Source organism: Dankookia rubra (genome assembly GCF_004355005.1).
GTDB classification, from domain to species: domain Bacteria; phylum Pseudomonadota; class Alphaproteobacteria; order Acetobacterales; family Acetobacteraceae; genus Paracraurococcus; species Paracraurococcus ruber_A.
Genome location: NZ_SMSJ01000092.1, coordinates 1 through 19,772, shown reverse-complemented (window position 1 = coordinate 19,772; position 19,772 = coordinate 1). Strand labels below are relative to the sequence as shown.

Here is a 19,772-nt window from a genome sequence, read left to right as displayed (position 1 = left end):
TGCGGGACGGCGCGGCGGGCGCCGGACCGGCGGATGCGGGCGGGGCCGGCGGCCCTGCCGGCCGGGCCGGCTAGCGCGCCGCCCGCTCCTTCTCCAGCCGATCGAAGTAGCGGGCGATGTCGGCGGGCGCGCCGCCGAAATGGAGATAATCCTTGTTCAAGCCCGCGATGGCCTGCAGCGTCCCGACATCCAGCAGGCTCAGCGTCCGCTGCTCCAGCGTGATCAGGCGGCGTTCGCGGAATTCCCGCAGCACGCGGTTCACGTGCACCGGGGTCAGGCCGAGCGTGTCGCCCAGCTCCGTCTGGGTCAGCGGCAGGCGGAACACCTCGCCATCGGTCAGTCCCACCGCCGCGTGCCGCCAGAGCAGCTCGCAGAGCAGGTAGGCGAGGCGCCCCCGGGCATCGCGCCGGCCGAGCGAGATGATGCGCTCGCGCAGGATCGCCTCCTCCTGCAGGGCGCTCCACCACAGGGCGGCGGAGATGCGGGGATGGTGGCCGAACAGCTCGACGATGTTCTCGCGCGAGATCGGCGCGACGCGCACCGGGGTGATCGTGCCGATCGAGTGGTCCATCTCCTTCAGCAGGAAGACGTGCATGTCGCAGAGATCGCCCGGGATCAGGAAGGTCATGATCTGCCGGCCGCCATCGGGCATGTTGCGGTAGCGCATGGCCATGCCCTCCTTCAGCAGGAAGACCGAGCGCGGCACCATGCCGTCGACGGAGATGTCGAGGTTCGCGGGGAAGCGCTCCTCCTGCGCGGCCAGGCGGTCGAGGACCTGATGGTCGGATCCGGACAGGGGCGCGAAGTGCGACAGCTTGCGGGTCAGGGAGTTGTCGCTGGGCGGAGGGCGGGAGGAGCGCTGATCGCGGTTGTCAGCTACGCGCGCCATGGGCGTCTCCAGCAACGGCTGCGGTCCTGCCGACCTTTGGCCGAATTGTCGTGGCATGTCTGCTTCCCGCGGGAATGCGGGCCGGGCCCGGGGCGGCCCGGGGCGGCACGATGGGCGGGCGGCGCGATCAGGCGACTGCCGCCGGGCCCGGGCCGGACGCCGCTTCGATGCTGCGCGCCAGGGTCCGCAGCAGCGCGATCGAGGCGACGCTGACCACCACGCTCTCGCTCGTGCCGGCGACCTCCTGCTTGACCTCGATGATGCCGTCGATGGCCTCGACCACCTGGCTCTTGGGAAGGGTGCCCTCCGCAATCAGCAGGAGTGCAAGACCCTCGCACAACATGAGGGCGGCTTGGCCATGCGGGTCGGGGGGCAATGTCATCAGGCACACTAGCATGGCCGCTCGCAGTGGATGCATACCTAGATCAGGGTGATGTCCGGCCGGCCTTGATGCCTGGGGCGGAAAAGCAGGCTGGCGCAGGACGCAAAAAGGACGACACCCCACGAGGTGCCGCCAGTTCTTGGGGAGGAAACAACAATACAACGAGGGGTGGAGATACCCTTGCCGTAGGATGGATTCTAGATCGTATTTCGAGGCAACTCACTAAACTGGATTGGCTTCCGGCGTTTTTCCTCCGGAATTCCTTTTGGGGTGGCGACTTCGGCCACACCGATACGTGATCCTATTCAAGGAATATCGGTGCAAATCGCCGCAGGACTAACCTGGATCAAGGACCTGGCGCCGCGGCGGACCCAACAGTAACGGGATGATCGGCACCCCCCCGCCCAGCAAGCGCGTCCTGTGTTGCCATGACGGGGTCTGGCGCCTCGTCGCCTCCCCGCGTCCCGGGGAGGCGTCCGCGCGATCCGGGCGGGAGCTGGGCGAATACGTCGCCGCGCTGGAGACGACCCACCACGCCTTGCGCCTCGAGGCGGAGGCCGCGGCCGAGCGGGCGCAGTTCCAGCTGGCCGAGGTGGAGCATCGCCTGAAGAACGTCTTCGCCACCATACAGGCCCTGGCCAGGCAGTCCGCCCGCGACGGCGACACGGGCGCGGCCTTCCGCGCCGCCTTCGGCCCGCGCCTGGCCGCGCTGGCCCGGTCGCACGACATGGCGGGATCACGGTATCCCGATGGCGCGTCCCTGGCGGAGATCGTGGAACATTGCCTGCGGCCCTACGACGATGCGCTCGGCCGGACCATCCTGGCCGGGCCGGCGGTGCATCTGCCGGCGCGCGCGCATCGACCCTCGGTCTCACCTTCCACGAGCTCGCCACCAACGCGACGAAGCACGGCGCGCTGTCGGTCCCGCAGGGACGGGTGGAAGTGACCTGGCAGATGGAGCCGGGGACGCGGGACGAGCGGCGCTCGGTCGCCATCACCTGGCGGGAGCGCGGCGGGCCCATGGTCAAGGCGCCGGAGCGCCGCGGCTTCGGCCTGCGCCTTCTCGAGCGTGGGTTGGACCCGAGGGCCGGCCGGACCGCCCAGCTCGACTTCGCGCCCCAGGGCTTCGATTGCCGCCTCTGGCTGCCGCTGCCCGCCGCCCCTGGCAAGCCGTGACCGGGGCGGCCCTGCGGCCGGCGGGGCGCCGCGGCCGGGGCGGCGCGCTCAGAACTCCAGCAGGTTGTCGCGGAACTGCGCATGCGCATAGTCGCGCCGCACCAGCCCGCGCCTTTGCAATGCGGGAACCAGCCCGTCCGCCACCTCGGCCACGGTGCGGCGGCTGACATCGCCCATGCTGAACAGGAACCCGTCGCCGCCGACCTCCTGCATCGCCTCCGCCATCTGCCCGGCGACCGCATCCGGCGTGCCGACCAGCTCGACCGAGCCCGAGGTGCCGCGGTAGCTCAGCATGGCGTCGCGCAGCGACCTGCTGCCGGCCACGCGCTTGAAGTCCTCCAGGCTCTGCTGGTGGCCGTTGGTGCGCAGGTCGAGCGTGTCGACCGGCGCGTCCAGGTCGTACTTGCCGAAGTCGATGTTGGTGATCTTGCCGAAGAAGGCGAGCAGCTGCGGCACCGAGGCCTCGGCCCGCGCCCGCCTGGCGTCGCGCCGCGCCTCCGCCTCGGGCTGGGTCTCGGCCAGCAGCGGGTTGACGAGGTAGAGCACCTTCACCTTGTCCGGGTCGCGGCCCTGCGCCGCGGCGCGGGCGCGGACATCGTTGCGATAGGCCTTCATCCCCGCCGTGCCCTTGATCATGGCGACGATGGTATCGGCATGGGCGGAGGCAAACTGCCGCCCGCGCGGGCTTCCCCCCGCCTGGGCGATCACCGGCCGGCCCTGCGGGCAGGGGCCGGAGTTCAGCGGCCCATGGGTGCGGTACCAGCGGCCCTCGAAATCCACCGCGTGGACCTTGGTGTGGTCGACCAGCGTGCCGCTCACCGGGTCGGCGAGGATGGCGCCGGGCTCCCAGCTGTCCCAGAGCCCGTTGACCACCTTCATGTACTCGTCGGCCATGTCGTAGCGCAGGTCGTGCTCGGGCAGCGCCGGCAGGCCGTAGTTGCGGGCCGCGACGTCCGAGCTGCCGGTCACCATGTTCCAGCCGATCCGCCCGGCGGATACCTGGTCCAGCGAGGCGACCATCCGCGCGAGCAGGTAGGGCGGATGGGTGAAGGTGGCGAAGGTCGGCACGATGCCGATGCGCTGCGTCGCCGCCGCCATCAGCGTCGCGGTGATCGCCGGGTCCTGCCGCGGCACCGCGAGGCCGTGCTTCAGGTAGATCTCGCGCGAGCCGCCGAAGCTTTCGCCCACATAGGAGCTGTCCTCGATCAGGATGTAGTCGAAGCGGGCGGCCTCCAGCGCGCGGGCCATGTCGCAGAACAGGTCGGGCCGCATCCAGTCGCGGCCGATGGCGCCGGTCCAGGGCTCGCCCCAGGCCTGGACCGAGGACCCCTGCAGGAACCAGCCGAGATGAAAGGGCCTGGGCATGGCGGTGCTCCGTGTGCGGGGATGGGACCACAAAGTTTAGCACGCCGCGTGCCAGCCGCCCGGCCGATGCGGCCTCGCGGCACCGCGCCGGCGCGGCGGCGTGGCGCCGGCCTCACCCCCGCCGCGCGGCATCCGGCCAGAACCGCACCCCGGCCCGCGCCAGCCCGCCGCCGAGGCCGATCGCGGTGCCGTCGGCCCGCCAGCAGGCGGCGCCTTCCAGCAGCCCGTCCTCCTGGAAGCGGATGCCGCACATCCCGCCGGCGACATGCGGCAGCGGCGTGACCGCATGGCCCATGGCCTGCAGCCCGGCCTGGGTGGCGCCGCCGAGGCCGCTCTCGACCTCGACCGGTCCCGCGGCGCCCGGGCCCTGGGTCCAGATCCGCGGCGCCTCCACCGCCTCCTGCAGCGTCATGCCATGGTCGATCAGGTTGATCAGCGCCTGCATGGCGCTGCCGAAGATCCGCAGGCCGCCCGGCAGGCCGAGCGCCACCATCGGGTTGCCGTCCCGCAGCGCGATCAGCGGCGCCTGGCTGGTGGTGATGCGCTTGCCCGGGGCGATCGACAGCGCATGACCCGGCCGCGGGTCGAAGAGCGCCATGTAGTTGTTCGGGATCAGCCCGAGCTCGGGGATCAGGAAGCGCGCCCCGAACAGGCTGTTGATGGTGTGGGTGGCGCAAAGGATGCGGCCATCGGCATCGGCTACGGTCAGGTGCGTGGTGTTCGGGCTTTCGCCCGCTGCCGGCACGCCGGCCGACCAGCCCTGCGCGCGGCCGGGGTTGATCCGCGCCCGGCGCTCCGCCGCGTAGGATTTCGACAGCAGCCGGGCGACGGGGACGGCGACGAAATCCGGGTCGGCGGTCGCCGCGGCGCGGTCGGCGAAGGCGATCTTCAGGGCTTCCGCGATCAGGTGGCAGGTGGCCGCGGTGCCGTAGCCGAGCTGCCGCAGGTCGTAGCCTTCCAGGATGTTCAGCATCTGGACGACATGCACCCCGCCCGAGGAGGGCGGCGGCGGCCCGACGATCTCGATGCCGCGGTAGCTGCCGCGCACCGGCTCGCGCGTCGCCAGCCGGGCGTCGCGCAGGTCGGCGGCGGCCAGGTGGCCGCCGCGGCGGGCGATGTCGGCGGCGACGATGCCGCCGAGCGCGCCGCCATGCAGCGCGCCGGGGCCCTCCCGCGCGATGGTCGAGAGCGTCTCGGCCAGCGCGCCATTGGCCAGCCGCGTGCCGGCGCGGACCGGCGCGCCGCCCGGCAGCAGCAGCGCGGCGATGGCCGGATCACGCGCCAGGTCGGGCGCCGCCTCGGCCACGCATTCGGCGAGGTAGGGCGTGACCGCGAAGCCCCGCGCGGCGAGCCGGATCGCCGGGGCCATGACGTCGGCCAGCGGCAGGGAGCCGTGCCGTTCCAGCGCGGCGCACCAGGCCAGCAGGTTGCCCGGCGTGGCAACCGAGGTGGCGCCGACCGCATTCGCCCGGCCCACCGTCTCGAGCGCCGCCGGCCAGGCCTGGCTGACCGGGGTGTACATGTCGGGCCGCCCGGCGGCCGGCACGGTCGAGAGCCCGTCCAGCACCTCATGCCGGCCGTCGGCGAGCCTGAGATGCGCCATGCCGCCGCCGAGCAGCCCGACCATCATCGGCTCCACCACGCTGAGGGCGAAGAGCGCGGCGATTCCCGCATCGACGGCATTGCCGCCCTCGGCCAGCATCTCCGCCCCGGCGGCCGAGGCGAGCGGGTGGTTGGTCACGACCATGCCGCGGCTGCCGATGGCGGGGCGCTTGCTGGGCGCAAAGACGGTGCCGGCGCGGCTGCGCCAATCCTGGGTGGTCATGCGGCAGGGCCTCGGGGTGCGGCGTGAGCCTCGCGCCGCGCGCCGGCGGATGCAAGACGGGCCGCCCCGGTCTAGCCTCGCGCCGCCGTCCCGGAGCCCGCCCATGCCCGACCGCCCGATCGACCCCGCGACCGACATCCTCGGCGTCATCGACGTGCAGCCGACCTTCATGCCGGGCGGCGCGCTGGCGGTGGCGGAGGGGGATGCGGTGGTGCCGGTGATCAACCGGCTGCTGGCCGGGCCCTTCCGGCATGCCTTCGCGACGCAGGACTGGCACCCGCCCGGGCATGCCTCCTTCGCCGTCACGCATGGGCGGCAAGCCTACGAGACCGTGGGGCTGCATTACGGCGAGCAGGTGCTCTGGCCCGAGCACGGCGTGCAGGGCACCGCGGAGGCGGCGCTGCATCCGCGCCTCGACCAGGCGCGGATCGAGCTCGTGGTGCGGAAGGGCTTCCACCGGGAGATCGACAGCTATTCCGCCTTTTTCGAGAACGACCGCGCCACGCCGACCGGGCTGCACGGCTGGCTGCGGGAGCGCGGCTTCCGCCGGTTGTTCCTCTGCGGTCTTGCCACCGACTACTGCGTCGCCTTCTCGGCCGAGGACGCGGCGCGGCTGGGCTACGAGACCTTCGTCGTCGAGGATGCCTGCCGCGGGATCGGCCTGCCGCTGCCGGAGGGCGGGACGACGATGGATGCGGCCCGGCGCAGGCTGGAGGGGATGGGGGTGACCTTCGTGGCGAGTGGCGAGCTCGGCTGAGTCCGCCGCCGGCCGGGGCCGCCCGGCACCGCGCTCCGCCGCCTCGCCGTCGCGGCGGGCGGGATGCGCCTTGGTCAGGCCGCGCCGATCCAGTCCGCCTGCGAGTGCAGCACATAGACGGCGCTGACGGCGGGGCCGTCGGTGGAGCCGGCCGGCTCGCCGAGCAGCAGCTCGTCCCGGCCGTCGCCATCGAGGTCGCCGATCCCGATGGCCGCACCGCCGGAGAAGGCCTGCCCGGGCTCGCCGACGAACTGGATGCCATCCCCCGTTCCCGCCGCGATGCGCGCCAGCTCCGCCGGGCTGCCGTCCGGGCGGCCCCAGACCAGGTAGGTGGGGCCATTCGCCGCGGCGTCGTAGGGCGCCGAGAGCAGCACCTCCGGCAGGCCATCGCCATTCAGGTCGCCTGCGGTCCCGACGCTGAACCCGGCAAGACTGCCGTTCGGCCCCTCCGGGATGGCATAGCCGCCATGGCCGGCGAGGATCGCCGAAACATCCACCAGCGCCCCGTCGCCCTTGCCCCAGACGACGACCGCCGCCTCCGGGGCATCGCCGGGCGCGCCGACCAGCACTTCGGGCAGCCCGTCGCCGTTCAGGTCGCCGAGCGGGGCAACATCGGCTCCGACCAACGCCGTCGCCGCGCTGCCCTGGATCTTGAAGCCGCCGATGCCCTGCGCGACATCCGCCAGTCGCACCGCCGCGCCATCCGCCTTGCCCCAGACGACATAGGCCGCGCCGGCATCGCTGCCGCCGCCGTCGTTGCGCGAGGCGCCGACCAGGAGTTCGGGCAGCCGGTCGCCGTTCAGGTCGCCGATCGAAGCGATGGCGCGGCCGAGATCGTCGCCCGGTGCCTCCGGCAGAATCCGGAAGCCGCCATGGCCGGCCGCGACATCGGGCAGATGCACCGTGGCGCCATCCGCCTTGCCCCAAACGACATAGACGGCGTTCTCGCCCGGGGCGCCAACCACGACCTCCGGCAGTCCGTCGCCGTTCAGGTCGCCGATCGCGGCCAGCCCCTGGCCCGCCAGGCCACGCGCGTTCGCGCCGAGAATTCCGTATCCGCCGGTGCCCTGCGCAACATCCGCCAGCCGCAGCGTCGCACCGTCCGCCTTGCCCCAGGCCACGTAGACTGCGCCGGCGTCGGGGCCGCCCCGGTCGTTCGAGCCGGCGCCGACCAGGATCTCCGGCCGCCCGTCGCCGTTCAGGTCGCCGATGCCGGCCAGGCCCAGGCCGGCCTGCTCGCCGGCCGCCTCGCCGAGGATCTTGAAGCCGCCCCGGCCAGCGGCGACCTCGCCCAGGCCAAGCGGCGCCGTGCCGTCCCGGCCCCAGACCACGTATACCGCTCCGCCCTCGGCCGCGCCCGGCCCGGCCGCGGCGTTGAAGGCGCCGATCAGGATTTCGGGGCGGCCGTCGCCGTTCAGGTCGGCGCTGGTGGCAAGGGAGAAGCCGATGCGGTCGCCAGGGATCTCCTCGGTGATCCTGAAGCCTCCGCCGCCGGCCAGGATCTCGCCAAGGCCGAGCGGGGCGATGGCGCGGGGCTGCTCCGGTTCGCCATGCCCGTGTCCGTGCGTGTGATCATGCCCATGCGCGTGCCTGTGCCGTTCCGGCGAGCCAGTCATGCCTTGCCTCCTGCAATGCGCCGTCCGGAAATCCGGGCCGAAGCCCGGTGGCAAGGCAGCACGTGTCGCTGGGCAGGGGTTTGATCTGCCGCAGGGAAAGCGAGCGCGGCGCGTCACGCCGCCGGGAGGTCGACGGCGTCGGGATCAGAACGCCCGGCTCAATCCCGCCAGCACCGTTCGCCGCAGCCCGAATTGCGGCGCACCGACGCCGATCCCGCTGCCGTCGCGCAGTTGGTAGGTGGTGTCGAAGGCATTGATCAGGTCGAGCCGCGCGGTCCAGGTGCCGCCGCCCTGCACCCGGAAATCCTGCGCCACGCCGAAGTTGAAGGTGGCGTAGGGGGCCAGTTTCTCGGAATTGGCGAAGCCTTTCCGCAGCCCGTTGCCGTAGAGCATGGAGGCCGAGAGCCGCCCGTCCTCCCAGCCCCGCCAGACCGCGCCGGCCGAGCCCGTGAGCAGCTGGTCGTGGTCGGTGCGGACATACTTGCCGGCGATATAGGCCAGCTCCTCCTGGTCGAAGGTGAACTGGGCGGAGCGGATGTCGCGCGCGGCGGAACGGCTGACCGCGAGGTTGCCGTAGACCAGCCAGCGCTCGCTGCGCCAGTTGCCGCTGAACTCGACGCCGTAGATCTTGCCGCGCTGGTAGTTGAAGGGGGTGAAGATCAGCGCGTTGCCGAACTGGCCGAAGTCGAGCAGGTCGCGCACGTCCTTGTAGTAGGCGTCGACGCCGAGCGTGAGGTTCTCGCCGAGTTTCTGCGACACGCCGGCATCGAAGCGATGCGCGCGTTCCGGCCGCACCGGGTCGTTCCGCGTGCCGGGCGACGCGCCGGTGGTGTCCTGGAACTGGGTGATGGTCGAGCCCTGCACCAGCTCGAATTGCGGCGGGGTGAAGGTGCGGGCGTAGCCGGCGTGCAGCGTCGTCGTCTCCGTCGGCCGCCAGACCAGGTTGGCGCGCGGCGAAACCTGCCCGGCGGTGACGTATTCCGCCATCTGGTCCCAGCGCAGGCCGAGGTTGAGCGTCACCGCCTCGGTCAGCCGCCACTCGTCCTGCACATAGCCGCCATAGAGCCAGCCGGTGCGGCCGAAGCGGTCGGTGAGCGTCAGCGGGTCGTCGATGGGATTGCCCGCGCCGTCCAGCGGCAGCACCGTCGTCGCGCTGCGGAAGCGGGCGCGCTCCCCGGTGAACTGGAACCCCGCGCGCAGCGTGTGGTCGGCGGCGACGCGCCAGGCGGCGTCGGACTGCACCCCCATCGCCAGGCTGCCGCGATAGACGTCCGACGCCACGCCGTTGATCACCGTCTCCCCCACCACGCTGGGCACGTAGTGGATTGAGGACGACCGGATGAAAGGCGCCACCTGCAGATCCACGTCGCCCCAGGATTTCTGCAGCGCCGCGGTGCCGTACCAGCTCCGCTCCCATTGCCGGGCGCGCAGCGCGGCACTGTCGTAGTCCGAGAGGCCGAAGGCGGTGAATTCGGGTTCCACGCCGCGCGTCACCGGGATGCGGAAGCGGTTGAGCGAGGTGCCGGCGATCAGCGAGAGCCGCGTCGTGTCGTCGAGTTGCCGCGCCGCATAGGCCAGGCCGCGGGTCTGCTGCGTCTGGCCGTTGATCGCGGTGAAGCTGCTGGTCGGGTTCTCGATCCCCTGGTCGCTGCGCAGGAAGGTGCCGGTGGCGAAGACGTCCCACCCCCCGAGGAAGCCGGCCCAATTCGCATGGGGCTGGAAGGTGCCGCGCGAGCCGCCCTGCACGCCGATGCTGCCGCCCGGGTCGAGCGCGCCGCTGCGCGTCTCGAGGTCGATCACCGCATTGGTGCGAAAGCCGAATTGCGCCGGCAGCGCGCCGGTCAGCACCGAGACGCTGCGCAACGCGCGGGCGTCGAAGACCTGGCCGAAGCCGGACAGGCTCTCGGGCAGGGCGACGCCGTTGAGGCGGTATTGCAGGTTGCGGTGCTCGCCGCGGACATGGATCTCGCCGAAGCTGTCCTGCACCACGCCCGGGGTCTGCAGCAGGATCTGGTTCAGCGGCTGGGCGCCGCCGCCGGGCAGCGCCTCGATCGTCTCGCGGTCCACCACGGTTTCGCGGCTGCCGAAGCGGGCGAGGATGCCCTGCCGCGCCGCGGCGGCGCGCTGCGCCTCCACGACGAGGTCGGGCAGGGTGGCTTCGGGCGCGTCGGGCGCGCCGGCGACCTGGGCGGCGGCGGGCAGGGCGAGCGGGGAGAGCAGCAGGAGGGGGAGGAGGCGGCGCGGCATGGCGTGATGTTATGATATAACATCCGGCGATGACAACCCGTTGCCGGAGGCGGCTACCAGGGCAGGGCGAAGACCCTGCCCTGCGCCGCCAGCGGCGATGCGTCCGCGCCCGCCGCGCCGATCGCGCCCCAGAGCGAGACGGCGACGCTGTCGAGCACGGGGATGCCGAGTTCGGCCTCGAGCGCCGCGGCGATCCCGCCGCCGCGGAAATTGGTGCAGTGGATGGCGATCGCTTCCGGCCGCGCGGCCGCGACCTCGCGCACCAGCCGCGCCACCGTCGCTTCCGGGTGGTCGGCGAAGCTGTAATTGCCGGGATCCTCCAGGTGCCGCTCGGCGACGCAGTCGAGCCCGGCCTCGGCCCAGCGCGCGGCGATCGCCTGCTGCACCTCGGCGAGATAAGGCGTGACCAGCCCGATCCGCCTCGCCCCGAGTGCGGCGAAGGCGCGCATCAGGGCGAGCGTCGCGGTGGTCGCCGGGATGCCGGTGCGGGCGGTGATCTCGGCGCAGAGCGCGCGGTCCTGCGCGAGCCCGAGCCAGGATCCGCTGGTGCCGTTCCAGCAGATGGCATGCACCTTTGCATCCGCCAGCAGCTCGGCCGCCGCCACCACCGGGGAGAGGTCGAACTGCGCGCGCGAGCCCTCGCCGAGGTCGATCGCCACCACCCGGAAACGGGCGAAATGCGCCGAGGCGCCGGGGAGCGCGGCCAGCATCGCGGCCGTCAGCGGCTCCAGCACCGTGTTGGAGGAGGGGGTGAGCATGCCGAGGCGGAGGGGGCTGGTCATGCGGCCTTGTTCCGCGCCGCGCCGCCGGCCGTCAACCACCCCGGGCGGCACGCATGATTTGACAGCCGCGACCCGGCGGGAGCGCAATGGCGGGGCTGCCCCGCGACCGCTGGCTCCACCCCGCGCAGATAGGGTCCCGCCGCATGACCGATCCCGTCGACGTCCTGATCATCGGTGCCGGCGCCTCGGGGGCCGCGGTCGCCTGGAGCCTGGCCGACACGCGCATGCGCATCCTCTGCCTGGAACAGGGCGACTGGATCAGGCCCACCGACTATCCCAGCAACGGCCGCGACTGGGAGGCCCGGCAGTTCGGCGACTTCGCCACCTCGCCCAACCGCCGCGCCCGGCCCGCCGACTACCCCGTCAACGACGCGAACTCGCCGATCAAGGTGCTGAACTTCAACGCGGTCGGCGGCAGCACCATCCTCTACACCGGGCATTTCCCGCGCCTGCATCCCTCGGACTTCAAGGTCCGCACGCTGGACGGCGTGGCCGACGACTGGCCCATCGACTACGCCACGCTCGAGCCATACTTCGCCGGGAACGACCGCATGGTCGGCGTCTCCGGCCTGACCGGCGACCCGGGTTTCCCGCCGCGGCATCCGCAGATGCCGCCATTGCCGCTCGGCCGGTCCGGCACCGCCTTCGCCGGGGCGATGAACCGGCTGGGCTGGCACTGGTGGCCGTCCGACACCGCGCTCGCCACGACGGACTATGAGGGACGCGCGCCCTGCATCAACCTCGGCCACTGCACGCATGGCTGCGCCCAGGGCGCCAAGGCCTCGGCCGACATCACCTACTGGCCCGCCGCCCTCCGCGCCGGCGTCGAGCTGCGGCCGAACTGCCGGGTGCGCGAGATCGCCACCGATGCCGCGGGCATGGCGACCGGCGCCGTCTACTACGACGCCGAGGGCACGGAATGCTTCCAGCCCGCGCATATCGTCGTCCTCGCCTGCAACGGCGTCGGCACGCCGCGCATCCTGCTCAACTCCGCCTCCGGCCGCTTCCCGGACGGCCTGGCCAATTCCTCCGGCCTCGTCGGGCGGAACCTGATGTTCCACCCCTTCGCCCAGGCCTATGGCTTCGCCGCGGAGGAACTCGACGGCTATCGCGGCTCGCCGCTCTCGCTCTGGAGCAAGGAGTTCTACGAGACCGACCCGGCGCGCGGCTTCCTGCGCGGCTACACGCTGCAGTTCCTCCGCGGCAGCGGCGTCGTCTCGGAAGCCGTGGCGTCCACGGAGGAAGGCCGGCTGCCCTGGGGCGAGGACCACCACCGCATCTTCCGCGAGCGCCTGTTCAACCGGCGCCTCCGCATCGCCGCGGTCTGCGAGGACCTGCCGGAGGAGCACAACCGGGTCACGCTCGACCCGGTGCTGAAGGACGCGCACGGTATCCCGGCGCCGCGGATCGACTATGCCCTGTCCGGGAACAGCATCCGGATGATGGAGCACGGCGTCGCCCGCGCCGCGGAGATCCTGCGGGAGGCCGGCGCCACCGACATCGGCACGCTGACGCCGACGCCGAATTCGGGCTGGCACCTGCTCGGCACCGCGCGCATGGGCACCGACCCGGAGCGATCGGTGGTCAACGAATGGGGCCGCAGCCACGACGTGCGGAACCTCTTCATCGTCGACGGCTCGATCTTCGTCACCTCGGGCGGGGTCAACCCGACCTCCACGATCCAGGCGCTGGCGCTCTACGTCGCCGACCAGATGAAGCAGCGCCTGGCCACCCTGTTCGATTGAGGACGCCGCGGATGTCGAACACCACCACCGCCCCGCCGCCCGCCTGGGGCGATCCCCGGCTGAGCGCGGCCGAGGCGCGCAGCCTTGCGGCACTCTGCGCCCGCATGATCCCGGCCAGCGCGGCGCATGGCGTGCCCGGCGCCGACGACCCGCTCATCCAGGCCGACATCGCCCGCAGCCTCGGCCGCGACGCGCAGGCGGTGCACGACACGCTCGCCCTGCTCGAGCGCATCGCCGGCGGCGGCTTCGCCGGACTGGCGGCGGCGCGGCAGGACGCCGCCTGCGCCACGCTGCGGGCCGAAGGCGGCACGGGCCTCACCGTCCTCGGCCGCATCGTCCTGCAATGCTACTACCGCGACGACCGGGTGATGCTCTCGCTCGGGATGGAGCCGCGGCCGCCCTTTCCGAAGGGTCACGCGCTGCCGCAGGGCGACTGGTCGCTGCTCGACCCGGTGCGGGCGCGCGGCCGGATCTGGCGCGACGCGCCCGGCGGCGGCTGAACCCGGCGGCGCTGCCATGGCTGGCGCCTCTCGCCCTCGCGCTACAGATATCTAACGATCATGTGCGCCAGCGCATCGTCGTCACCGGTTCGTTTCTCACACGCTGCACGGCAGGATGATGCGTTACGGAGACGGGCCGATGCACCGACCGAATGCCAGCCGCCGCGCGCGCCGCGCCGTCGCCCTACTGGCCCTGCTGCTGTCCGCCTGGGCGGCCGGGGCGCAGGAACGGATGCCGGGCCTCGACACCCGGACCGAGCTGGTCCGGCTGGCCCCTGGCGTCTCCGGCACCCTGACCCTGCCGGCGGGCAGGCGCGGCCGGCCGCTGGCGGTGGTTTTGGTGCTGCCGGATGCGGACGGCCCGGGCCCGCGCAGCGCGGTCTATGGCCAGCGCCTGCTGGAAAACGGCATCGCCCTGCTGGAACCCGACTTCGCCGGCGGCATGGCCGACGACGCGCCGCTGCCGCCCGCCGCCACCCGGCTGGCGCTGGCCATCGCGGCGATCGCCGCCGACCCGCGGCTCGACCCGCATCGCCTGGTGGTGCTGGGGCTGGGGGAGGGGGCGCGGGCCGCGCTGCTCGGCCAGGCGGCCGGTGCGGGTGCGGCGGGGGTGCCGCTGGCGCTGCTCTATCCCGGCTGCGACGCCGACCTGGCCGCCGCCGCGGCCCGGATGCCGGCGGCCCGGGCGGGGGCCGGCCCGGTGCTGCTGCTGCACGGCGACGAGGATGCCGCCAACGACCGCGGCGAGTGCGACCGCCTGGCCGCCGCCTTCCCCGCGGCGGCCGCGGTGCATCACCGCGTGCTGGCCGGCGCCAGCTATGGCTGGGACGCCTACGACATGGTGCGGCCCGGCGGCGTCACCCGGCTGCCGGACCCGGCCGGCAGCCCGCGCCGCGCCTGGTCGCGGCCGGACCTGATGACGACGGTGATCGCCGCCGACCGCGTGCTGGGCTTCGTGCTGGCCGCGGTCGGGCGCTGATCGGCCGGGTCGGCGGCCCCGGCGCGTCCACGCGTCCTCGGCGACCCCGGCGCGTCCACGCGTCCCCGTGCCTGACGCACGACGTTCCGACCTGCGGCCCACGGAGCCGAGGCGCAGGACGGCGCCCGCCGCCGGTGCGGCGACGCCAGGCCGTGCGGAGGCAGGGAGCCGGGCGTCCGAGGGGCGCGAAGGCATGGCCTTCGCGCGCCCGGCATCAGCGTCCCGGCGCGTCCTTGACGACCCGCACGAAGCCCTGGATCAGCCGCGGCATCTCCTCGGCCCGGGCCGGCAGCCGCGCCGCGGGCAGGGTCAGGCTGTCGAGGAAGCGGCCGCTCTCGCTGTAGAGCGCCAGCTCCAGGGTCTCGCCCATCACCTCCGGCCGGCAGACCACGTCCTCGCCGCCGGCCTCGTCCCGCACCCGGGCGACGAAGTCGCGGATCTCCCCGAGGCCGCCGACATGGCCGCTGGCCTCCTCGAGGAACTCGGCGATCTCGGCGGCAACGTCCGACGGCGGCACGAGGGCCAGCGGCACGCCGCCGCCGCTCGCCTCGAAGACCGCGCCGCGCCAGCCGTCGAACAGCGCGGCGCGGCGGGCCTGCTCGGGCGTCGCGCCGTCCTCGTCCTCCTCCGGCGCGTCGGGCGGGCCGTCCGCGGTGATGGTCTCCCAGCTCGGGATCGCCCAGTCGAGCTGCAGGCCGAGCAGCAGGCCGAAGCCGCGGCGCGACAGGTCGTCGGTGTCGCCCGGCGGCAGGTCGCGCGGCTCCTCCCCGGCCAGCAGGTCGAGCAGCACCCGGCGCAGCGCGATCGGCGAGAGCGCCGACACCGCGTCGGGCGAGCGCCAGCCCGGCAGGAAGCGGACCTCCACCGTTTCCGCCAGCAGGCCGGCGGCGACCAGGCTGGCGCCCATCGCCGCGGCATCGGGCATGCCCTCCGGCGGCAGCGCCACCGGCAGCGTCACCAGCTCGGCCCAGCCGGAGGGACCGGTCCGGGCGCCCTCGGCGGCGGCCTGCAGGTTGCCCTCCAGCTCGTCCGCCGCGTCGTCGCCGTAGCGCTGGCCGATCTTGCGGAGGGCGAGGTCGAGGATGTCGCCCCGCCCGGCATCGAGCAGCGCCTGCACGAGGTCGTCGACCGCGCCGCCGTCATCGGCATCGAGCAGCGCCAGCAGCCGGTCCGCCACCGGGCCGGGGGCCTGGGGGAACTTCGCCGGCGGCGGCGGCGCCGCGGGCGGGGCGATGCCCAGCAGCCGGTGCGCCGCGGCGCCGCGCAGCACCCGGCCGCGGTCGACCCAGGCGCGGCGCGCCGCCGCGCTGTCCGGGCGGTCCTGCAGCCAGCGCCGGAAGGCGCCGCGATCGGCGGTCTGGACGAAGATCTCGACCCCCTCGGCGGCGAGCGCCTGCGCCACCGCGCGGTTGACCGCGCGGGTGGTGGCGAGGTCCGGCCCGCCGGGGCGGAGCAGGTCGAGCGTGTCGGCATCGGGGAAATGGGTGAGGAGAACGGCGTCGAGCTCGGCCGCGACATCCTCGGCCAGGGCCGCGGCCTGGGCGGCGGCGTCTTCGGCGGACTGGGGCGGCATGGGGGGATATCCTGGGGTCACCGCCTGCATATGGGGCCGCGGGGGGGCAGGGGGAAAGGGCGGCGGCAGCGCTGCCTGCCGGTCCCCGGCCTCACCGCCCCTGGCCGGGCATGTTCCCCTCCGCCTCCAGCCAGCCCAGGAACAGCGCCGCCGCCTCGCCCGGCGCCCGGCCCTGCCGCACATAGGTGCAGTAGCTGCGGGCCGGCAGGGCGGGGCCCGCGAAGGGCGCGACCAGGGCGCCGCGCGCCAGGTCGTCCGCCATCAGGGCGGTCGGGCCCATGGCGATGCCGAGCCCGTCCAGCGCCGCCTGCAGCGTGAGGTAGAAATGGTCGAGGGTGAGCCCCGCCTCTGCCTCGAGTCCGGCGACGCCCGCCTCGGCCAGCCAGTCGTCCCAGAGCCGGGGCAGGCTCAGCGTGTGCAGCAGGGTGTGGCGCCGCAGGTCGTCCGGGGCGCGGAGCGGCTGCCGCGCCAGCAGGCCCGGGCTGCAGACGGGCAGCCGGTGCTCGGACAGGAAGGGGCGCGCGGCATGGCCGGGAAAGGCGTCCGGGCCGCCGCGGATGACGATGTCCTGCGGCTCCGGCAGGGCTTCCAGCCCCTGGCTGGAGGTCTCCAGCCGGACCTGGATGCCGGGATGCCGCGCCCGGAAGCGCGCCAGCCGCGGCACCAGCCAGCGCAGGGCGAAGGTCGCCGGCGCGTTGACCCGCAGCACCGCGCCGTTGTCGCGGCCGTAGCGCGCGGTGGCGGCGGCGAGACGGTCGAAGGCGGGGCCGACCTCGGCGAGGTAGGCGCGCGCCGCGGGGGTGAGGAGGATGCGCCGGTTGTGCCGCTCGAAGAGCGGCGCGCGCAGCCAGTCTTCCAGCAGCCGCACCTGCTGGCTGACCGCGCCGTGGGTCACGCCCAGCTCGGCCGCGGCCGCCTTCAGGCTGCCGAGCCGCGCGGCGGCCTCGAAGGCGCGGAGCGCGTTCAGGGAGGGCAGGGATCGCCGCATTCGCGTTAGATTTCCTGTCGGGTTCCCGCAGGATAACGGGTTTGCGGCCCGCAGCCGCAATAGGCAGGCTGCCGCGTGCACCATCACGGAGCGCCGCCGCTTGCCGAACCCCGCCCGTCCGCCTGCCCGCCGCAGCCCGGAGCGCCCTGCCGGACCCCGGGCCCGGCCGGCCGCCCCGGCCCGCCCTGCCGGACGCAGGACCGCGCCGCGCCAGGCCGCCGCGTGAGTCCCTTCGTCCTCGCCTGGGTGGGCTGCGCCGCGGTGCTGCACGCCGGCTGGAACGCGGTGCTGCGCGGCGGCAGCGACCGGCTCTGGTCGATGACGCTGATGATGCTGGCGGTGGTCGCGGCCTCGGCGGCCGCGGCGCCCTTCCTGCCCTGGCCGGACCCGGCGAGCTGGCCCTATGTCGTGGCATCGGCCGTCATCCACACCGGCTACAACCTGTCCCTGGTGCGGACCTATGCCGCGGGCGAGCTCGGGGAAACCTATCCCATCTCGCGCGGCTCCTCGCCCGTGCTCGTCGCCCTCGGCGCCGCCGCCTTCGCCGGGGAGGGCATCGGGATCCTCGCCGCCACCGGCATCGCGCTGGTCTCGGGCGGCATCCTCTCGCTCGCCCTCCGGGGCCGCCGCGTCAGGGCCGGCGTGCTGCCGGCCGCCCTCACCACCGGTGTCCTGATCGGCGCCTATACCGTCGTCGACGGGATCGGCGTCCGGCTCGCCGGGAACAGCCTGGCCTATGCGAACAGCATGTTCCTGCTCTGGGGCCTGACGACGCCGGTCCTCTTCCTCGTCATGCGGCGCCGGCCGCCGGCCTATACCCCGCGCCAGACGGCGACGGCGCTGGCCGGCGGCATCGTCTCCATCCTCGCCTACGGGATCGTCATCTGGGCCATGCAGTACGACGCCATGGGCGTGGTGTCCGCCCTGCGCGAGACCAGCGTGGTCCATGCCGCGGTCATCGGGCGGGTCTTCCTCGGCGAGACGCTCACGGCGCGCCGGATCGCCTCCTGCGCCGCCATCGCCGCGGGCGCGGCCTGCCTGGCCGTCTGAGCGGCCGCGCCGTACCGGCGGCCGCGCTCAGTTCAGGAATACGGGTCCCAGCGCTCGCCGCCGACGAAGGCGTTCAGCGAGCCCCAGTAGTCCCGCGGGATCCAGTCCTCGTTGCCGAGGAACTGGCCGCCGTTGGACGGGCGGACCGTCACCGCATCGGCATTGACCGCGATGGCGTCGGCCCGACCGTCGCCGTTGACGTCCTCGAAATAGGTGCCGATCGCGCCGTAGAAGGCGCCGTGGGTCCAGTCCTGGTTGGCGGTGAACTGGGTGCCGTCCGAGGGGCGCACCGTCACCGTGTTGTCGTTCACCACGATGGCGTCGGCCCGTCCGTCGCCGGTGACGTCGGCGAAGTAGGTCCCCCGGGTCCCGAAGAAGGCGCCGTGGGTCCAGTCCTGGTTGGCGGTGAACTGGGTGCCGTCCGAGGGGCGCACCGTCACCGTGTTGTCGTTCACCACGATGGCGTCGGCCCGCCCGTCGCCGGTGACGTCGGCGAAGACCGTTTCCTGGCTCCCGTAATAGGCCCCGTGCGTCCAGTCCTGGTTGCCCAGGAACTGGGTGCCGTCGGAGGGGCGCACCGTCACCGTGTCGGCGTTCACCACGATGGCGTCGGCCCGTCCGTCGCCGTTCACGTCGGCGAAGAAGGTGCCGCGGGTCCCGTAATAGGCCCCGTGCGTCCAGTCCTGGTTGCCCAGGAACTGGACGCCGTCCGAGGGCCGCACCGTCACCGTGTCGGCGTTCACCACGATGGCGTCCGCCCTGTGGTCGCCGTTGACGTCGGCGAAATGCACGCCGCTGTCGACGCCGCCGTAATACGGCCCATGGGTCCAGTCGGCATTGGGAAGGAAGCCGGACCCCGGGCCTCCGGACGAGACGCGGACGGTGACCGTGTCCGCGTTGACCACGACGGCATCGGCGCGGCCGTCGCCTGTCACGTCGGTGAACCCGTTCAGCAGCATGGCTTTGATCCTCTCTGGTATGTCGCGCTCAAATGTGCGGCCACCCTCGGCCGTGGCCGCGGCGGCATGCTCGTCGGCGCGCCGGGCGGGGCGTGTCACCCGGACGGGGGACGGGCGGGGCCGCCGGCGCGCCGCGACGGGTCACACTCATGTCATCGCGGGGCGGCGGGGCTTGTGGCTTGCATTCCCAAGAATGCAATTTTTCCCGGAAAACGACCGGACCGAGAGCGCCATCCCAGATGGATACCGACCGGGTTCTGTCCCTGACCGACCCTTTCCACGAAGCCGCGCTCGAGCCCGGTCTCTGGCCCCGGGCGCTCGCGCGGCTCGGCGATGCCTTCGGCGGCGCCAGCGCCCTGCTCGCCGCCAACCGCCACGATATCGGCCCCTTCCTGCTCGAGGCCGCGCGCTGCGACCCCGAACTCTTCGCGCGGTTCGCGGCCGAGCACGGCTCGGCCGAGGAGAACGGCTACATCCGCCGGCTCAATGCCATGCGCTCCGGCGAGGTGCTCTGGCGCCGCGCGGTGGTGCAGGACCGGGCCTGGGCCTCGGACCCGATCTACCGCAAGTTCCTCCGGCCGCAGCAGCTCTGGGACGGGCTGGTCACGCCGCTGGTCAAGGATCCCGGCGGCTATGCGGTGGTCGGCCTTTACCGGGCCCGCGCCTTCGAGGAGGGCGAGACCGCGCTGCTGCGCGCCATCGCGCCGCATCTCCAGCGGGCGCTGCAGGTGGCGACGCGGCTCGGCGCGCTGCGGGACCGGCTGGAGGCAGGGCTGGCGGCGCTCGACGTGCTCGCGCCGGGGATCGTGCTGGCGGACAAGGCGGGCCGCGTGCTGCACGCCAATGCCGCGGCCCGCGCCATCCTCGGCGAGGCCGACGGGCTGGCGCTCGGCCGCGGCGGCGCGCTGCGCACCGCGCGCGGCGCCGAGGCGGCCGCCT

Annotated in this window: 18 protein-coding genes; 8 read left to right on the top strand and 10 right to left on the bottom strand. The window is 73.5% G+C overall.

Features of this window, described 5'->3' with window-relative positions; all coding sequences use genetic code 11:
• Nucleotides 1-70: 70 nt before the first annotated feature.
• Nucleotides 71-889 (bottom strand): Crp/Fnr family transcriptional regulator, encoded by an 819-nt coding sequence (locus tag E2C06_RS30345; protein ID WP_165982766.1) that lies wholly within the window; start codon nucleotides 887-889, stop codon nucleotides 71-73.
• Nucleotides 890-1,016: 127 nt separating this feature from the next.
• Nucleotides 1,017-1,271: a hypothetical protein gene (locus E2C06_RS30340; protein WP_133292320.1), complete on the bottom strand. Its 255-nt coding sequence runs from the start codon at nucleotides 1,269-1,271 to the stop codon at nucleotides 1,017-1,019.
• Nucleotides 1,272-1,656: 385 nt separating this feature from the next.
• Between E2C06_RS30340 and E2C06_RS30335 the strand changes: the two genes are divergently transcribed.
• Both E2C06_RS30335 and E2C06_RS30330 read left to right on the top strand, forming a co-directional pair.
• Nucleotides 1,657-2,217, top strand: a complete 561-nt coding sequence (locus tag E2C06_RS30335; protein WP_133292319.1) for an HWE histidine kinase domain-containing protein — start codon at nucleotides 1,657-1,659, stop codon at nucleotides 2,215-2,217.
• On the top strand, nucleotides 2,214-2,447 hold the full coding sequence (locus tag E2C06_RS30330; protein ID WP_133292318.1) for a sensor histidine kinase: 234 nt from the start codon (nucleotides 2,214-2,216) through the stop codon (nucleotides 2,445-2,447). The genes E2C06_RS30335 and E2C06_RS30330 overlap by 4 nt, the downstream gene beginning before the upstream one ends.
• Before the next feature lie 48 nt (nucleotides 2,448-2,495).
• Here the strand turns inward: E2C06_RS30330 and E2C06_RS30325 are convergent, their stop codons facing one another.
• Nucleotides 2,496-3,812 (bottom strand): NtaA/DmoA family FMN-dependent monooxygenase, encoded by a 1,317-nt coding sequence (locus E2C06_RS30325; RefSeq protein WP_133292317.1) that lies wholly within the window; start codon nucleotides 3,810-3,812, stop codon nucleotides 2,496-2,498.
• Between the two features lie 112 nt (nucleotides 3,813-3,924).
• Entirely contained in the window at nucleotides 3,925-5,637 is a 1,713-nt protein-coding gene (ggt, locus tag E2C06_RS30320; RefSeq protein WP_133292316.1) for a gamma-glutamyltransferase, read from the bottom strand.
• 103 nt (nucleotides 5,638-5,740) lie between these two features.
• Here ggt and pncA point away from each other — a divergent pair, with 103 nt between their 5' ends.
• Nucleotides 5,741-6,394, top strand: coding sequence for a bifunctional nicotinamidase/pyrazinamidase (pncA, locus tag E2C06_RS30315; protein ID WP_133292315.1), 654 nt, complete (start codon nucleotides 5,741-5,743; stop codon nucleotides 6,392-6,394).
• Nucleotides 6,395-6,468: 74 nt separating this feature from the next.
• Here pncA and E2C06_RS30310 read toward each other — a convergent pair whose 3' ends face one another.
• The 3 genes from E2C06_RS30310 to E2C06_RS30300 form a co-directional block, all read right to left on the bottom strand.
• Nucleotides 6,469-8,010 carry an FG-GAP repeat domain-containing protein gene (locus tag E2C06_RS30310; RefSeq protein WP_133292314.1) on the bottom strand — a complete coding sequence of 514 codons (1,542 nt, stop codon included), beginning with the start codon at nucleotides 8,008-8,010 and terminating at the stop codon, nucleotides 6,469-6,471.
• Between the two features lie 144 nt (nucleotides 8,011-8,154).
• Complete coding sequence (locus E2C06_RS30305; protein ID WP_133292313.1) at nucleotides 8,155-10,257, bottom strand: TonB-dependent receptor; 2,103 nt, start codon at nucleotides 10,255-10,257, stop codon at nucleotides 8,155-8,157.
• A 53-nt stretch (nucleotides 10,258-10,310) separates the two neighbouring features.
• Nucleotides 10,311-11,039 carry a maleate cis-trans isomerase family protein gene (locus tag E2C06_RS30300; RefSeq protein WP_133292312.1) on the bottom strand — a complete coding sequence of 243 codons (729 nt, stop codon included), beginning with the start codon at nucleotides 11,037-11,039 and terminating at the stop codon, nucleotides 10,311-10,313.
• A gap of 143 nt (nucleotides 11,040-11,182) precedes the next feature.
• On the opposite strand from E2C06_RS30300, the gene E2C06_RS30295 reads away from it, so the two are divergent.
• The 3 genes from E2C06_RS30295 (at nucleotide 11,183) to E2C06_RS30285 (ending at nucleotide 14,263) form a co-directional block, all read left to right on the top strand.
• A complete protein-coding gene (locus E2C06_RS30295; RefSeq protein WP_133292311.1) occupies nucleotides 11,183-12,784 on the top strand; it encodes a GMC family oxidoreductase in 1,602 nt (533 codons plus the stop codon).
• 11 nt (nucleotides 12,785-12,795) lie between these two features.
• Nucleotides 12,796-13,284 carry a hypothetical protein gene (locus E2C06_RS30290; RefSeq protein WP_133292310.1) on the top strand — a complete coding sequence of 163 codons (489 nt, stop codon included), beginning with the start codon at nucleotides 12,796-12,798 and terminating at the stop codon, nucleotides 13,282-13,284.
• A gap of 139 nt (nucleotides 13,285-13,423) precedes the next feature.
• Nucleotides 13,424-14,263: a hypothetical protein gene (locus E2C06_RS30285; RefSeq protein WP_133292309.1), complete on the top strand. Its 840-nt coding sequence runs from the start codon at nucleotides 13,424-13,426 to the stop codon at nucleotides 14,261-14,263.
• 214 nt (nucleotides 14,264-14,477) lie between these two features.
• Here the strand turns inward: E2C06_RS30285 and E2C06_RS30280 are convergent, their stop codons facing one another.
• Together E2C06_RS30280 and E2C06_RS30275 are read right to left on the bottom strand one after the other, a co-directional pair.
• Nucleotides 14,478-15,836: a hypothetical protein gene (locus tag E2C06_RS30280; RefSeq protein WP_133292308.1), complete on the bottom strand. Its 1,359-nt coding sequence runs from the start codon at nucleotides 15,834-15,836 to the stop codon at nucleotides 14,478-14,480.
• Nucleotides 15,837-15,927: 91 nt separating this feature from the next.
• Nucleotides 15,928-16,824 carry a LysR substrate-binding domain-containing protein gene (locus tag E2C06_RS30275; protein WP_133292307.1) on the bottom strand — a complete coding sequence of 299 codons (897 nt, stop codon included), beginning with the start codon at nucleotides 16,822-16,824 and terminating at the stop codon, nucleotides 15,928-15,930.
• A gap of 222 nt (nucleotides 16,825-17,046) precedes the next feature.
• On the opposite strand from E2C06_RS30275, the gene E2C06_RS30270 reads away from it, so the two are divergent.
• Complete coding sequence (locus E2C06_RS30270; RefSeq protein ID WP_206664757.1) at nucleotides 17,047-17,874, top strand: EamA family transporter; 828 nt, start codon at nucleotides 17,047-17,049, stop codon at nucleotides 17,872-17,874.
• Between the two features lie 32 nt (nucleotides 17,875-17,906).
• On the opposite strand, the gene E2C06_RS30265 is transcribed toward E2C06_RS30270, so the two are convergent.
• Nucleotides 17,907-18,833 carry an FG-GAP repeat domain-containing protein gene (locus tag E2C06_RS30265; protein WP_133292306.1) on the bottom strand — a complete coding sequence of 309 codons (927 nt, stop codon included), beginning with the start codon at nucleotides 18,831-18,833 and terminating at the stop codon, nucleotides 17,907-17,909.
• Nucleotides 18,834-19,072: 239 nt separating this feature from the next.
• Between E2C06_RS30265 and E2C06_RS30260 the strand changes: the two genes are divergently transcribed.
• The coding region (locus E2C06_RS30260; protein WP_133292305.1) for a hypothetical protein at nucleotides 19,073-19,772 on the top strand (700 nt) is incomplete at its 3' end.

Coding starts and splice junctions, on each gene's coding strand:
- pncA (WP_133292315.1), top strand. CDS start 5,741: ATGCCCGACCGCCCGATCGACCCCGCGACCGACATCCTCGGCGTCATC.
- E2C06_RS30280 (WP_133292308.1), bottom strand. CDS start 15,836: ATGCCGCCCCAGTCCGCCGAAGACGCCGCCGCCCAGGCCGCGGCCCTG.
- ggt (WP_133292316.1), bottom strand. CDS start 5,637: ATGACCACCCAGGATTGGCGCAGCCGCGCCGGCACCGTCTTTGCGCCC.
- E2C06_RS30305 (WP_133292313.1), bottom strand. CDS start 10,257: ATGCCGCGCCGCCTCCTCCCCCTCCTGCTGCTCTCCCCGCTCGCCCTG.
- E2C06_RS30340 (WP_133292320.1), bottom strand. CDS start 1,271: ATGACATTGCCCCCCGACCCGCATGGCCAAGCCGCCCTCATGTTGTGC.
- E2C06_RS30275 (WP_133292307.1), bottom strand. CDS start 16,824: ATGCGGCGATCCCTGCCCTCCCTGAACGCGCTCCGCGCCTTCGAGGCC.
- E2C06_RS30295 (WP_133292311.1), top strand. CDS start 11,183: ATGACCGATCCCGTCGACGTCCTGATCATCGGTGCCGGCGCCTCGGGG.
- E2C06_RS30300 (WP_133292312.1), bottom strand. CDS start 11,039: ATGACCAGCCCCCTCCGCCTCGGCATGCTCACCCCCTCCTCCAACACG.
- E2C06_RS30265 (WP_133292306.1), bottom strand. CDS start 18,833: ATGCTGCTGAACGGGTTCACCGACGTGACAGGCGACGGCCGCGCCGAT.
- E2C06_RS30310 (WP_133292314.1), bottom strand. CDS start 8,010: ATGACTGGCTCGCCGGAACGGCACAGGCACGCGCATGGGCATGATCAC.
- E2C06_RS30345 (WP_165982766.1), bottom strand. CDS start 889: ATGGCGCGCGTAGCTGACAACCGCGATCAGCGCTCCTCCCGCCCTCCG.
- E2C06_RS30285 (WP_133292309.1), top strand. CDS start 13,424: ATGCACCGACCGAATGCCAGCCGCCGCGCGCGCCGCGCCGTCGCCCTA.
- E2C06_RS30335 (WP_133292319.1), top strand. CDS start 1,657: ATGATCGGCACCCCCCCGCCCAGCAAGCGCGTCCTGTGTTGCCATGAC.
- E2C06_RS30290 (WP_133292310.1), top strand. CDS start 12,796: ATGTCGAACACCACCACCGCCCCGCCGCCCGCCTGGGGCGATCCCCGG.
- E2C06_RS30325 (WP_133292317.1), bottom strand. CDS start 3,812: ATGCCCAGGCCCTTTCATCTCGGCTGGTTCCTGCAGGGGTCCTCGGTC.